The sequence below is a fragment of the Streptomyces sp. AcH 505 genome, from assembly GCF_000818175.1.
Classification (GTDB): domain Bacteria; phylum Actinomycetota; class Actinomycetes; order Streptomycetales; family Streptomycetaceae; genus Streptomyces.
This window is the reverse complement of sequence record NZ_JTIY01000001.1, coordinates 6657879-6671086: the sequence shown is the minus strand read 5'-3', so window position 1 is coordinate 6671086 and position 13208 is coordinate 6657879. Positions and strand designations below refer to the sequence as shown.

The window sequence follows — 13208 nt, the reverse complement described above, 5'->3', positions numbered from 1 at the left end:
GGATCAGGCCGCAGACGAAACGATCCAGACATGTGTTGCGGCCGCATTGCGGATTCATGGCCATACCGGCCGCGGCCTTTCGCCGCTCCCGGGCGACTTCTACCGTCCTGCACATGAGCCAGCCCGCCGACTTCGCCAAGTGGTCCTTCGAGACCAAGCAGATCCACGCGGGCGCCGAGCCCGACCCGACGACCGGGGCCCGCGCGGTGCCGATCTACCAGACCACGTCGTTCGTCTTCAAGGACACCCAGCACGCGGCGGACCTGTTCTCCCTCGCCGAACCGGGCAACATCTACACCCGGATCCACAACCCGACCCAGGATGTCCTGGAGCAGCGGATCGCCGCCCTGGAGGGCGGGGTCGCCGCTGTCGCCGTCGCCTCGGGCCAGGCGGCCGAGACGCTGGCGATCCTCACCCTGGCCCGCGCCGGTGACCACATCGTCTCCAGCACGTCCCTGTACGGCGGCACGTACAACCTGCTGCGCCACACACTGCCCCGCTTCGGCATCGAGGTGTCCTTCGTCGACGACCCGGACGACATCGACGCCTGGCGCGCCGCCGTCCGGCCCAACACCAAGGCGCTGTTCGCCGAGACGCTGGGCAATCCCCGGGGCAACGTCCTCGACGTACGGGCCGTGGCGGACGCGGCGCACGACGCCGGGCTGCCGCTGATCGTCGACAACACCGTGCCGACTCCGTACCTGCTGCGGCCGATCGAGCACGGCGCGGACATCGTCGTCCACTCGGCGACCAAGTTCCTCGGCGGGCACGGCACGACCATCGGTGGTGTGGTCGTGGACGGCGGCACCTTCGACTTCGGCGCGCACGCCGAGCGCTTCGCCGACTTCCACTCCCCCGACCCGAGTTACCACGGGCTGCGCTACTGGCCCGACCTCGGGCCCGGCGCCTTCGCGGTGAAGCTCCGCGTCCAACTGCTGCGCGACATCGGCCCCGCGCTCTCCCCGCACTCGGCGTTCCTGCTGCTGCAGGGTGTCGAGACGCTGAGTCTGCGCGTGGAGCGGCACACCGCCAACGCCCTTGCCCTGGCGCAGTGGCTGGAGCAGCGCGACGAGGTCTCCGCCGTCCATTACCCCGGGCTTGAGTCCAACCGCTGGTACGAGGCGGGGCAGCGCTATCTGCCGCGCGGCGCGGGCGCCGTCCTCGCGTTCGAGCTGCGGGACGGGGTGGAGGCGGGCAAGCGGTTCGTCGACGCCGTCGAGCTGTTCAGCCATCTCGCCAACATCGGCGACGTGCGCAGCCTGATCATCCATCCGGCCTCGACGACCCACAGCCAGCTGGACGAGGAGCAGTTGACCGCGACGGGGACCTCACCCGGTCTGGTCCGGCTGTCGGTGGGCCTGGAGAGCGTGGACGACCTCAAGGCCGATCTGGAGTCGGGGTTCCGGGCGGCCAAGGCGGCGTCCTGAAAGCGGAGTCAGCACCGGGCACCCTCCCCCTGCCACGGCCGCCGGCCACCGGGGCCTGGCAGGAGGGGGATCCGCCGGGCCGCCGGGCCTGGGTGAGCCTGCCGGATCCGCTGCCGCTGGAGGCGGGCGGCCTGCTTCCCGGGGTACGGCTCGCCTACGAGACGTGGGGCGAACTCGCCCCTGACCGGTCGAACGCGGTGCTGGTCCTGCACGCGCTGACCGGCGACAGCCATCTCGCGGGCCCCGCCGGACCCGGGCATCCCACGGACGGCTGGTGGGACGCGCTGGTCGGTCCGGGCCGGCCACTCGACACGGACCGGTGGTTCGTGGTGGCCCCCAATGTGCTGGGCGGCTGCCAGGGCAGTACAGGCCCCGCTTCGCCCCGGCCCGGCGGCGGCCGCTGGGGCGGCTCCTTCCCGTATCTGACCCAGCGCGACCAGGTGGCCGCAGAGGCGGGGCTCGCCGACGCGCTGGGCATCAGCAGGTGGGCCGCCGTCATCGGCGGTTCCATGGGAGGCATGCGCGCGCTGGAGTGGGCGGTGAGCCGCCCGGAGCGTACGGGGTCACTGCTGGTCCTGGCGTGCCCGGCTGCCGCCTCGGCCGACCAGATCGCCTGGGGCGCGGTGCAGTTGGCCGCGATCCGGTCGGACCCCGGCTGGCGGGGCGGTGACTACCACGACGCCCCGGCCGGTGAGGGGCCGCAGGCCGGTCTCGGTCTCGCCCGGCGCGTCGCGCATGTGACGTACCGCAGCGAGGCCGAACTGGCCGCCCGGTTCGGCGGCGCCCCGCAGCCGGGTGAGGACCCCTGGCGGGGCGGGCGTTACCAGGTGGAGTCGTATCTCGACCATCACGCGGCGAAGCTGGTGCGCCGCTTCGACGCGGGCAGCTATGTGGTGCTCACGGAGGCGATGAACGGCCATGACGTCGGCCGGGGCCGCGGCGGTGTGCCGGCGGCGCTGCGCCGGGTCACGATGCCGGCGCTGATCGCCGGCGTCGACTCCGACCGGCTCTACCCGCTCGCCCAACAGGCCGCCCTAGCCGAGCAGATACCCGGCGCGGGGCGGCTGCGGGTGGTCCGCTCGCCGTACGGACACGACGGCTTCCTCGTGGAGACCGGCCAGGTCGGCGCGCTGGTGGCGGAGTTGCTCGGCTCGCGCGTACCCCCGCGGTGAGCGGACCGGTCCGAGGTCGTGCCCCCCTTCAGCGCTGGTCCTTCGGGCGGGGCGAAGGCGCCGCCGTGTCGAGGAAGAACGCGTCGATGCCCTGGACCGAGTCGATGAACTCGTCGAGGTTGACCGGCTTGGTGACATACGCGTTGGCGTGCTGCCGGTAGGCGTCCTCGATGTCGTCAGGGGCGGCCGACGTGGTGAGCACCACCACCGGGATGCTGCCGAGCAGCGGATCGTCCTTCAGGACGGCGAGCAGCTCCCTGCCGTTCATCCGGGGCATGTTGAGATCGAGGACGATCAGGTCGGGGCGCGCGTTCGCCGGGTCACGGAGGTATTCGAGCGCGGCCACCCCGTCGTCGGCGCGGGCGATGGTGCGGGCCATGCCACGTTCGACCAGGGCGTCCTCGATCAGCATCGCGTCCGCCGGATCGTCGTCCACGAGGAGCACGGTGTACGGACGGTCGGGGGCGTAGGCGTTCATGGCGGGGCTCCTGCTGTCGGGGACGGGCAGTGGACGGGTGGCGGGTTGTGCGGTGAAGACCAGACCGGGCCAGCGTCTGCGGGCCCCCTGCCTGCTGATGCCCCAGGCGGTGCCGAGTTGCGGATAGCCCGCGCCCGCCCGCACGGCCTCGGCCGCTTCCTCTCTGGCGCAGCGCTCGACGGCCCGGTCGAGATAGGCGAGGACGCGGAGCCGGCCGAGCGGTCCGCCTTCTTCGGCCAGCCGCCGGGCGAGCTCGGCCACGGCTCTCTCGGCGGATGCGGTCAGCTCGTCGTGGTCAGGACGAACGGTGAGGTCGCGGGCCATGCCCGTACCCTACGGGCGATACGCCCCCGTGACAACAAACGTTGTCGGACGACGGTACGCTGTGCCGCCGGAGCGGTCCGGATCACGGGAGCCGCCCGGATCACGGCCGGTATCCGTCATACCTGGAGAAGAGAAGCGCAGTGGGCACCGTAGAAGTCCAGGCCACGTCCCCGGCCGTCGCCGAGCGCGCGCCCCGGCCCGCGCCGGGACCCACCGGGTGGACCACCCGGCGCTGGCTGAGTGTCGGCGCGAGCGCCGCGCTGTCGGTGCTCCTGGTGCTCGGGGTCTGCGGCGCGTGGATCTTCGCGCACTCCTCGGCGATCAACAACCGTCTGGTCGACCGGAGTTCACCCGCCCTGATCACCTCGGTGCGGCTGGAGAGCGCGCTGGTGAACCAGGAGACGGGCATCCGCGGCTACGGCATGACGGGCCGGGCCGACTTCCTCACGCCCTACCGCGACGGGCTCGCCCAGCAGCGCACGGCGGAGCGCCAGCTCACGGCACTCGACGGTGACGACACCGCGGCCGCGGCCGATCTGGCCGCCGTGCACCGCTACGCGGCGCGCTGGCAGGCCCTGGTCGCCGAGCCCGTCGCCACGGCCGCCGATCCGGTGAAGGTGGCCACCGAGCGCGCCGAGGGGGGCAAGCAGGCCTTCGACACGGTCCGCGCCGCGCTCGCCACCCAGCAGCGGCATCTGCAGGCCGAACGTGTCGAGGCGCGCGGCGATCTGGAGGACGCCCGGTCCCTGCGCAACTGGACCTTCCTCGCCATCGCCGCGGTCATCCTCGCCCTCACCGGTCTGGTCTTCGTCGGGCTGCGCAGGGGCGTGACCACCCATGTGGACCGGCTGTCGGCCGAGGTCCGCCTGGTGGCCGGCGGTGACTTCGACCATCCGGTCACCGAGTCGGGCCCCGCCGATCTGCGGCTGCTCGCGCGGGACGTCGAGTCCATGCGCCGCAGGCTCGCCGACGAACTGGCCTTCAGCGACGAGGCGCAGCACCATCTCAGCGAGCAGACCGACGAACTGCGCCGGTCCAACTCCGAACTGGAGCAGTTCGCCTACGTCGCGTCCCACGACCTCCAGGAGCCGCTGCGGAAGGTGGCCAGCTTCTGCCAGCTGCTGGAGCGGCGGTACGGGGCCCAACTCGACGACCGGGCCCGGCAGTACATCGCCTTCGCCGTGGACGGCGCCAACCGTATGCAGGGCCTGATCAACGATCTGCTGGCGTTCTCCCGGGTGGGCAGGCTGCTCACCGATCACGTCGCCGTCGACCTGGCGGCGCTGTTCGACCGTACCGTCGACTCGCTCGGCATGGCGATCGAGGAGTCCGGCACCGTCGTCACCCATGACCCGCTGCCGACCGTGCACGGCGAACCGACCCAACTCGGCATGCTGCTGCAGAACCTGATCGGCAACGCGGTCAAGTTCCGCTCCCCCGACCGGCCTCCGGTGGTCCATGTGGGTGCGCGCCGTACCGGGGAGAGCTGGGAGTTCTCCGTCTCGGACAACGGCATCGGGATCGAGGAGGAGTACCGGGAGCGGGTCTTCGTCATCTTCCAGCGGCTGCACACCCGGGAGCAGTACACGGGCAACGGCATCGGTCTGGCGCTGTGCAAGAAGATCGTGGAGTACCACGGCGGTGTCATCGGCATCGACCAGGAACACTCCCCCGGTACGCGGGTGGTGTTCACACTCCCGGACGCTCGATGAGCAGCAGGGCTGCGTCGTCGTCGAGACGGCCGCCGTTGTGCTGGAGCAGTTCTTCGTGCAGCACGTCCAGTGTGCTGTCGAACGGGTCGGCGCAGTGCTTCTGGAGCTGCTCGTCGAGCGGGAAGAACGTGCCCGTGTCGTCGCGCGCCTCCGTCACACCGTCCGTGTAGAGGAGCAGCCGGTCCCCCGGCGCGAAGTCGACGGTGTCCAGGGTGGGCTCGGCGTCAGCGAGGTCCAGGAGCCCCAGCGGCGGTACGGGCGAGCTGGGTTCCAGGGCGCACACGGTCCGCCGGTGCACGAGCAGGGGCAGTACATGGCCGCAGTTGACGACCTGGAGCTGTCCGGGACAGGGGAAGCCGGTCAGGACCGCCGTGACGAAGTCGTCCCCCTCCAGATTGCGCCGGAGGCTGTGCTCCATCCGCTGTACGACTCGGAGCAGGTCGGGTTCGTCGTACGCGGCCTCCCGGAACACTCCGAGGACCAGGGCGGCCGTACTGACCGCCTGGAGCCCCTTGCCCCGTACGTCGGCCACCAAGGCGCGCGGCCCGTAGGGCGTCTGGACCACGCCGTAGAGGTCGCCGCCCACAGTGGCCTCGGTGGCGGCCGCCGTGTAGTGCACGGACAGCCGCAGCGGCCCGACCTCTTCCGGCACCGGCGCGAGAATGGCTTCCTGGGCCGCCTCCGCGACGGATCGGACCGCGACCAGTTCCCGCTCGCGGCGCTGGCGCAGCGCGCTCAGCCAGGCGCTCACCACCGTGACCACGGCGACGCCGGAGAGCACGGGCGCCTGGAACGCCACGCTGGGTGAGCCGCTGCGCTCGCCGAGCAGGACGCCGAGGACGATCGAGAAGACGCCGAAGGCGACGACCGTACGCGGTCCGTGCCGGGCGGCTGCCAGGGACGGCGCGGCGGCGAGCATCGAGAGCCAGCGCAGGCCGGGCCCCGCGGCGACGGCGATCACACTGACCACCGCGGTGAAGACGAACGGCAGGATCGCCGCGGCACGGCTCACCCAGGCCCCCGGCGGCAGAGGTCTCGCCACGTGGTCGTGGCCCGCTCGGAATACCTGGATACGTGCCATGTCACAGCCCCACGTACTTGGGTACTCAGCAGGCTACCCCCGCTAAGGGCGATCCGCCGGGGGCGGCAACGGCGCGGGCGGGCGGCGGGCGCGATGCCATTACCCGTGACGTAATCGACCGGTGCGGCCCGGCCCGGCATCGTTGCGGTCACCGGGGATCGACCGGCGCACTCCGGCCGATCCCCGGTGATCCACCATCCCTTATCGATGCCGTTGGAGGCTGATTTCCATGTCAGTGAACCGTTACGAGACCGCCGTCGCCCGCTACTTCGAGGCCTGGAACGCGACGTCCGATGCGGCGCGCGCCACGGCGGTCGGCGCCGCGTGGCACGAGGACGGCGGATACGTCGACCCGCTCGCCGAGGTCACCGGCCACGGCCCCATCGCCGAGCTGATCGGCGGGGCGCAGGCGCGGTTCCCCGGTCACGCGTTCCGGCTGACCGGCGCCGTGGACGGCCATCACGACACGGCGCGCTTCAGCTGGGAGCTGGTCTCGCTCGCCGACGGCGCGGCGCCGGTGGCGGGCTCCGACGTCGTCACGCTGGCCGACGACGGCCGGATCGTCAGTGTGCTCGGCTTCCTCGACCGGGTGCCCGCCGTCGCCTGACAAGGGGCGGAACACAGTTGTGGGAGCGCTCCCGGTTCGGGCACGATGCCTGGCATGCCCATCACCTCAGCCACGGTCAGGGCCTACCGGCCCACGGACCGGGCAGCGCTCCACGACATCTGCGTACGCACCGCTCACGAAGGCGGCGACTCCCGGCACCTCTATCCGGACCCGGATCTGATGCCGAGCATCTTCGCCGCGCCGTACGCGGTGCTCGAACCGGACCTGACCTTCGTGCTGGACGACGGCGGTGGCCGGGCCGTCGGCTATGTCCTCGGGACGGCGGACACCACCGCCTTCGTCGGCGCCTTCCGCGAGCGCTGGCTGCCGACGGTGGCCGACCGCTACCCACGGCCCGCCGGTGCGCCCTCCACGCCGAGCGAGGAGATGGCGGTCCTGCTGCACACGCCCGAGCGGATGATCCTGCCCGAGCTGGCCGGCTACCCCGCGCACCTGCACATCGATCTGCTGCCTGACTGGCAGCGCAAGGGTCACGGCCGCGCCCTGATGAACGCGTTCCTGCGCGCCCTCCACGACAAGGGGGTGGGCGCCGTCCATCTGTCGATGGTGAGCGCCAACACCGCCGCCCGCGCCTTCTACGACCGGCTGGGGTTCCAGGTGATTCCGGTGCCCGACCCGGGGCCGCTCACCTTCCTCGGGCGCTCGACGGCGGGCGTTGTTGAGTAGTCGTACTCATCCGCACCGGCCCTGCCGCCTTCTATCGTCACGACGGACGAGAGCCGGGGGCGGCGAGGAGGGGCGGGCACCATGGGGGGATCAGGGGCGAGGTCGCACCGGGGACGGCGGGTGGGGGCGCGGCTGGGCGCGCTCACGCTGGCCCTGCTGGTCGGCGGATGCGGCGTGCTGGGCACCGGGGGCGACCGCAGGCACGCCGCCGAACTCGCGGACCGCCGGTATCCGGGCGTGCTGGACGTGGTCGCGGTGCGGACGCTGTTTCCGCAGGCGGCGGGGTCCGAGGTGAGTTTCGCCGTGGCCGACGACCCCGACGCGGTGGTCCGGCTGCGGATCGACGCGCACGCCGGGAGCTGCGAGGGCAAGGACTGCGCCGGCGCGCTGGACCGGGCGGTCGAGGAGGGCAGGGCGCAGGCCGTGGCGCTGCGCCGGATCACGTCGTCGTTCGCCGCGTGCGGGTATCCGGCGCTCGCCGTGGACCCGGGTCTCGGCCGGGTCTGGGTCGCCGCTTCGCCGACCGGCAGCACCGTGACCCGGGTGCTCGCCGAGGCAGGCGCCTGCGTACGGGCCTGGGCACCCGGCCGGGACGAGAACGGCGGCGCGACAGCGGTGACGTCGGTGTCGGTGCACCTGGTGTCCCCGGCGGTCGCCGCGCGGCTGCCCGCAGGGCACCCGTCTTGGCCGACGATGATGCGGCTGACCGACGGCAAACTGCTCACCGCGCTGTCGAAGCGCCCTTATTACACGGTGACCTACCCGGTACGGGACGGCGAGGTCGACCCGGACTCGGGCACGGCGGTGATCACCCGGCCGTACGCCTACGAGAAGGCGTTCGGCGACACGGTCCAGAGGGAGGTCGGCGACCGGCTGCGCCGTACGTATCCGCGCGCCGAGGTCAGCACGTATCTCGGCATCTGGCAGCTGGAGCCCGGCACGGTCGACCGGCTGAGGGGGTACGTGCTGTTCTGCGACGGGCCGAGGGCGGACGGCCGGCTCTGCATGGGCGATCACGCGGTCGCCGTCACGGCGGACCCGGAAGGACATCCTGTCGGGGGCTTCCGGGTGATCCGTGACATCGAAAGCGGCCCACTGCGGCTGCCACCGCTCTAGGAGTCGCCGGACGGGGCCGTTCGGGCGCCGGACGGAGCCGTTCGGGCGCCGGGCGGAGCCGTTCGGGCGCCGGGCGGCTCAGCGCGGGCGAAGACCCTCGACCAGCGTACGGACCGTGTCCGACACCAGTGTGTCGAGCGGCCTGTCGCCCGCCATGCCGGTGGCGACGAGCACCGTCAGCCCCTGGAGCACGGCGAGGACCGTCATGTCGACCCGGCCGGTGGTGTCGGCGTCGATGTCCCCCCGCTCCCGCGCCTCGGCGAGCAGCGCGACCGGCGCGGCGAAGGCACGGTCGTTGGCGGCCCGCAGCCGCTCGTCCCAGCCGTCCTTGGGCGTGTGCATCAGCCCGATGAGCGCGCGGTGCTCCACGGCGAAGGCCACATACGCCTGGGCGAAGGTGACCAGCCGCGCCGTGATGTCGCCCGTCGCCCCGGCGAGCGCCGCGTCCAGCCGCCGGCCGAGCCGGTCGTAGCCCTCTTCGGCGAGGGCGTCCAGCAGGGCCCTCTTGTCGGCGAAGTGCCGGCGCGGCGCGCCGTGGCTGACTCCCACGTCACGGGCGAGTTCGCGCAGCGAAAGCCCCTCGACGCCGTGGGCGGCCAATGTCTGCTCCGCCTGGCGCAGCAGAGCGGTGCGCAGGTCGCCGTGGTGGTAGGGCCGAGGGGAGGTCACGTGGAAACCCTATCGCGATGTTGTCGTTGACTACAATGTTTTCATTGCCTACATTGGAGACATGAGCACTACGGCACACACTCCCTGGCATCTGGCCGATCTGCCGCCGCAGACCGGACGTACCGTGATCGTCACCGGCGCCGGCGGCGGGCTCGGACTGGAGACCGCGCGCGCGTTCGCGGGCGCCGGCGCCCATGTCGTCCTGGCCGTGCGAGGTGTCGAAGCCGCGCTGCGGGCGAGCGCCGAGATCGACGGCAGCACCGAGGTGCGCTCCCTCGATCTCGCCGACCTCGCCTCGGTCCGCCGGTTCGCGACGGCGTGGGACCGCCCGGTCGACATCCTCGTCAACAACGCGGGCGTCGCCAACGTGCCGCTGCGCAGGACCGCCGACGGCTTCGAACTCCAGCTGGGCACCAACCATCTGGGCCATTTCGCGCTGACGAATCTGCTGCTGCCCCAGCTCACCGACCGCGTGGTCACCGTCGCTTCGAACGCGCACAAGGGGGCGACCTTCGACCTCGACGACCCGAACTGGGAGCACCGCCCCTACCGCGCGTCCGCCGCCTACGGGCAGTCGAAGCTCGCCAATCTGCTCTTCACGCTGGAGTTGCAGCGACGGCTGACGGAGGCCGGTTCCCCGCTGCTCGCGGTGGCCGCCCACCCCGGCGCCGCCACCACCGGCCTCAACCGCCATCTGGGCCCCGCCATGTCACTCGTGGCCGCGACGCTCGGCCGGCTGATGGCACAGAGCGGACCGGACGGCGCGCTGCCGGCGCTGTTCGCCGCGACACAGGAGATCCCGGGCGCCGGGTACGTCGGCCCCGACGGGCGCGGCGAGCAGCGCGGCCGCCCGACCCTCGTCGGACGCAGCGTCGTCGCACAGGACCACGCGCTGGCCCGGGAGGTGTGGACGCTGTCGGAGCGGCTGACGGCGACGGCGTTCCCGACGGCGCTGCCCGGCGAAAGGGCCACGGGGTGACGAAGGCCGGTCGGTGGGTCAGATTCGCGCGGGCGCGGGTCAGGCCGTACTGCCGCCGGCCGGCCACCCTCCCTCGACGGCCGGGCCGGCGCCGGCGGGGATGTTCGCGGCCACCAGTGCCGCGGCCTCGCGAGCGGTGAGGCGGCTGCCGAGCACCCGTTCCGGTATCCGCAGTGGCGTCAGGACCACGTTCCACCGTCCGTCCACCGTCGGAGTCACCCGCGGAACCTCCTCGCGGAACGGGTCCTCGGTATTGCTGAGCAGGCTGAACCCGCCGTGCGACGGGAACGGGAAGAACACGCGCAGGGCCGGCTGCGCATACAGGGCCTCGGCCAGTTCGGCGTCGCCCAGCCTGATCACCGGCGAGCGTTCCAGGGTCAGCCGCCACGCCGTCGACACCACCCTTCCCGGCGGTGCCGCCTCCAGCGGGGTCGCCGCGAGCAACGTCCACCCGCTTCGCAATTCGGCGGCGGACGCGCCGTCACGCCAGGCCTGCAAAATGGCGGCGACCACGGCGAGGTCATCGGTGCTGCCGAAAGCACCCCACCGCCAGCCGGAGCGTGTGGAGATCTCGATACGGAACTCGCGTTCGTCGGTGTTGGTCGCGTAGACAGCGAACCGCGCCTCTCCACGCGCGCAGCAAGCGGCGACCGCCGGATCGAACCCCTCAACCGGATCCATCGGCTCGGCGCCGTCCCCGCGGCGAGCCGCCTCGCGATCCAGCGCCCCTCCCAGGCCGCCCGGCACAGTCACCTCCGGACAGAGAGCGCTCGACACACTGCGGGGACGTCTGTTCATGGACACACCGTAGGCAGTGGAGTTCAGGAGATGTGGGCGTAGGACCAAACGCACCAGGCGGCTCCGGTACTCCTCGGGCACCGTACGGCGCGAGCGGGTCGCGTCGTACGGTGCCCGAGGCGAACCGCGGCTCAGGCGGCCGGTTTCCGTGTCACCTCGCCCGTCGCCGACGCCGCGATCCGGACGCGGGCCTGCCGGGTCACGCCGTCGACCGTGACGGCCAGCGTGACCGTGCCCGGCCGTAGCGCGGTCAGGGTGCCGCTCGCCGGGTCGAAGACCGCCGTGTGCCGGCGGTTGGCTGCCGACCGGTCGCCGACGAGCAGATTCGGCGATCCGGTCCAGTCCGCGCTCATCGGGAAGGCGACCGGCACCTGCCTGCTGCCCTGCGTGACCGTCGCCGTGACGCGCGCCGTCCGGCCGGGAGCGAGGCTCTGCGGTGCGTCCAGTGCCAGCGCGTCGGTGTGGGCGCGGGTCTGGACGGAGACCCAGTCGGTGCCGCCCTCCCACGGGGACAGCCGCGCCGCCGCCTGCTCGCCGCGCGAGACGTGGTCCACCCCGACCAGCGACCAGCCGGTGAAGCCGCCCTCGTCCACCGGGGCCGACGGCGCCTTGCCCGAGTTGCCGTTGATCAGATACGGCACCCCGTCGACGTGCGAGGCGTCGAACACACCGACATGGCCGCCGATCAGACCCGCGCCCTTGCCCGTCGTCCTGCGGAAGTCGGCCAGCCACTGCTCGACCAGGGCCGCCTCCTTCCGGTCGCCCAGCTCGCTGGCCTTCTGCACGGTGGGGTCACGCGGCGGTACGTGCTCGATCAGCATCACCGAGCCGACGCTGTTGTCCCGGGCCGCCGCGTCCAGTTGGGCCCGCAGCTCCGCGATCTGGTCGAAGCCGCCGCCCCGCAGGGTCAGGCTGGAGGTGTCGAGGGTGACGAAACGGGTCCCGGCGTGGTCGAACACCCGGTGGGCCGGGCCGAATTCGGCCGTGAAGTTGGCGACGGAGCCGCCCATCACCTCGTGGTTGCCCGGCACGTAGTACCAGGGCAGCGAGTCGCCCAGCTCCTCGGTCAGCACCTTCCTGGCGAAGGCCAGATCCTCCGGCGAGCCCTCGTCCACCAGGTCACCGTCGATGACGAGGAAGTCCGGCCGGGCGGCCTTGATCTCGCGCAGGGTGCGCCGGGCCTGCGCCACGATGGCGCTGTCCGGGTCGCGGGCGACGAATTGCGCGTCGGACATCACGGCGAACTGCCAGTCCCTGGCCTCGGTACCCGCCGCGGAGTCGATCAACGGGTCAGGGACACGCGGCTGTTCGGGCAGGTCGACGGTCGGCGGCAGCTGCGCCGTCAGATCGTCGATCTGGATCTCCCCGGTGTACTGGGCGGTTGCCGCGGTCTCGGCGAGATAGAAGCGGTACACACTCAGCGGCATCGCCGCGCCCGGCGGCACCGCGAACGTCACCTGCTGCCAGCCGGTCCAGGTGATGTAGGGGCCCCGCAGCAGCTGGTCGGTGCCTGCCGCGTCCTTCAGATGCAGGGTGGGCCAGGCGCCGTGGCCGTCGCCCTTGATCCAGAGCTTGAAGGACTGCGGCTGACCGGGTACGGCGATCTGCTGCGGCGGGCTCGCGTAGGCGGCCCGGGTCGCGGTGGACCGGGTGAAGTCGTAGGAGAGCGTGAGCCCGGTGCCGGTGTGGCTCTCCGGCGCCGCCGCCACCGAACCGCTCGCCCTGGCCTGGCTGAACGTCCAGGACGCCGCGTCGTCGAAGCCGGACACCGGCTGCTCGTCGAGGCCGACACTGACGGCGAGCACGGTCGTCGCACCGCCGGCCGTCGCGGTGATCTGCCCGGCGCCGCTGCCCGTCACGGACTTGACGGTGAACGAGCCCGCGCCGTCGTCGCTCACGGTGAACAGCGAGCGGTCGTAGTCCAGGCGTACGTCACGGGGTTCGACCGGCGCGCTGGTGCCGTGCGCGTCGAGCCCGACGATGCCGAAGGTGCCGGTCGCCGAGGCGTCGGCGAGGCCGACCCGCTGGGTGGTCGGCCGGATCCGGGCGAGCTTGTCCAGCACCGTCAACTCCGTGCTGCCGTGCGCCTGTCCGCGCTCGGCACGCACCTCGGTCGTACCGCCGGACCGCGCGGTGAACACGCCGTGGCTGTCGACCC

The 13208-nt window shown here is 72.4% G+C and carries 12 protein-coding genes; 7 read left to right on the top strand and 5 right to left on the bottom strand.

The window, feature by feature from the left end; all coding sequences use genetic code 11:
- The first annotated feature begins 113 nt into the window (after positions 1–113).
- Both HY68_RS29250 and HY68_RS29245 read left to right on the top strand, forming a co-directional pair.
- Positions 114–1427 carry a bifunctional o-acetylhomoserine/o-acetylserine sulfhydrylase gene (locus HY68_RS29250; RefSeq protein ID WP_041994493.1) on the top strand — a complete coding sequence of 438 codons (1314 nt, stop codon included), beginning with the start codon at positions 114–116 and terminating at the stop codon, positions 1425–1427.
- Positions 1424–2599: a homoserine O-acetyltransferase gene (locus HY68_RS29245; RefSeq protein ID WP_078863851.1), complete on the top strand. Its 1176-nt coding sequence runs from the start codon at positions 1424–1426 to the stop codon at positions 2597–2599. The genes HY68_RS29250 and HY68_RS29245 overlap by 4 nt, the downstream gene beginning before the upstream one ends.
- Before the next feature lie 28 nt (positions 2600–2627).
- On the opposite strand, the gene HY68_RS29240 is transcribed toward HY68_RS29245, so the two are convergent.
- The gene (locus HY68_RS29240; protein WP_078863850.1) at positions 2628–3401 is read right to left on the bottom strand and encodes a response regulator; all 774 of its coding nucleotides are present in this window, start codon (positions 3399–3401) and stop codon (positions 2628–2630) included.
- Positions 3402–3541: 140 nt separating this feature from the next.
- Here HY68_RS29240 and HY68_RS29235 point away from each other — a divergent pair, with 140 nt between their 5' ends.
- Entirely contained in the window at positions 3542–5113 is a 1572-nt protein-coding gene (locus tag HY68_RS29235) for a sensor histidine kinase (protein WP_078863849.1), read from the top strand.
- Here the strand turns inward: HY68_RS29235 and HY68_RS29230 are convergent.
- Complete coding sequence (locus tag HY68_RS29230; protein ID WP_157874422.1) at positions 5091–6125, bottom strand: PP2C family protein-serine/threonine phosphatase; 1035 nt, start codon at positions 6123–6125, stop codon at positions 5091–5093. The genes HY68_RS29235 and HY68_RS29230 overlap by 23 nt on opposite strands.
- 292 nt (positions 6126–6417) lie before the next feature.
- Between HY68_RS29230 and HY68_RS29225 the strand changes: the two genes are divergently transcribed.
- From HY68_RS29225 to HY68_RS29215, 3 genes are all read left to right on the top strand, one after another.
- Positions 6418–6801, top strand: coding sequence for a nuclear transport factor 2 family protein (locus tag HY68_RS29225; protein ID WP_041994489.1), 384 nt, complete (start codon positions 6418–6420; stop codon positions 6799–6801).
- 54 nt (positions 6802–6855) lie between these two features.
- The gene (locus tag HY68_RS29220; RefSeq protein WP_041994486.1) at positions 6856–7488 is read left to right on the top strand and encodes a GNAT family N-acetyltransferase; all 633 of its coding nucleotides are present in this window, start codon (positions 6856–6858) and stop codon (positions 7486–7488) included.
- 81 nt (positions 7489–7569) lie between these two features.
- Positions 7570–8604, top strand: coding sequence for a hypothetical protein (locus HY68_RS29215; protein ID WP_041994484.1), 1035 nt, complete (start codon positions 7570–7572; stop codon positions 8602–8604).
- A 78-nt stretch (positions 8605–8682) separates the two neighbouring features.
- On the opposite strand, the gene HY68_RS29210 is transcribed toward HY68_RS29215, so the two are convergent.
- Positions 8683–9273 (bottom strand): TetR/AcrR family transcriptional regulator, encoded by a 591-nt coding sequence (locus HY68_RS29210; RefSeq protein WP_041994482.1) that lies wholly within the window; start codon positions 9271–9273, stop codon positions 8683–8685.
- Positions 9274–9334: 61 nt separating this feature from the next.
- Here HY68_RS29210 and HY68_RS29205 point away from each other — a divergent pair, with 61 nt between their 5' ends.
- Entirely contained in the window at positions 9335–10252 is a 918-nt protein-coding gene (locus tag HY68_RS29205; RefSeq protein WP_041994479.1) for an oxidoreductase, read from the top strand.
- A 39-nt stretch (positions 10253–10291) separates the two neighbouring features.
- Here the strand turns inward: HY68_RS29205 and HY68_RS41165 are convergent, their stop codons facing one another.
- Positions 10292–11005 carry a DUF6193 family natural product biosynthesis protein gene (locus tag HY68_RS41165; protein ID WP_198533365.1) on the bottom strand — a complete coding sequence of 238 codons (714 nt, stop codon included), beginning with the start codon at positions 11003–11005 and terminating at the stop codon, positions 10292–10294.
- A 176-nt stretch (positions 11006–11181) separates the two neighbouring features.
- Positions 11182–13208, bottom strand: a 2027-nt coding sequence (locus HY68_RS29195; protein WP_041994477.1) for a metallophosphoesterase, incomplete at its 5' end; no start/stop codon positions are given.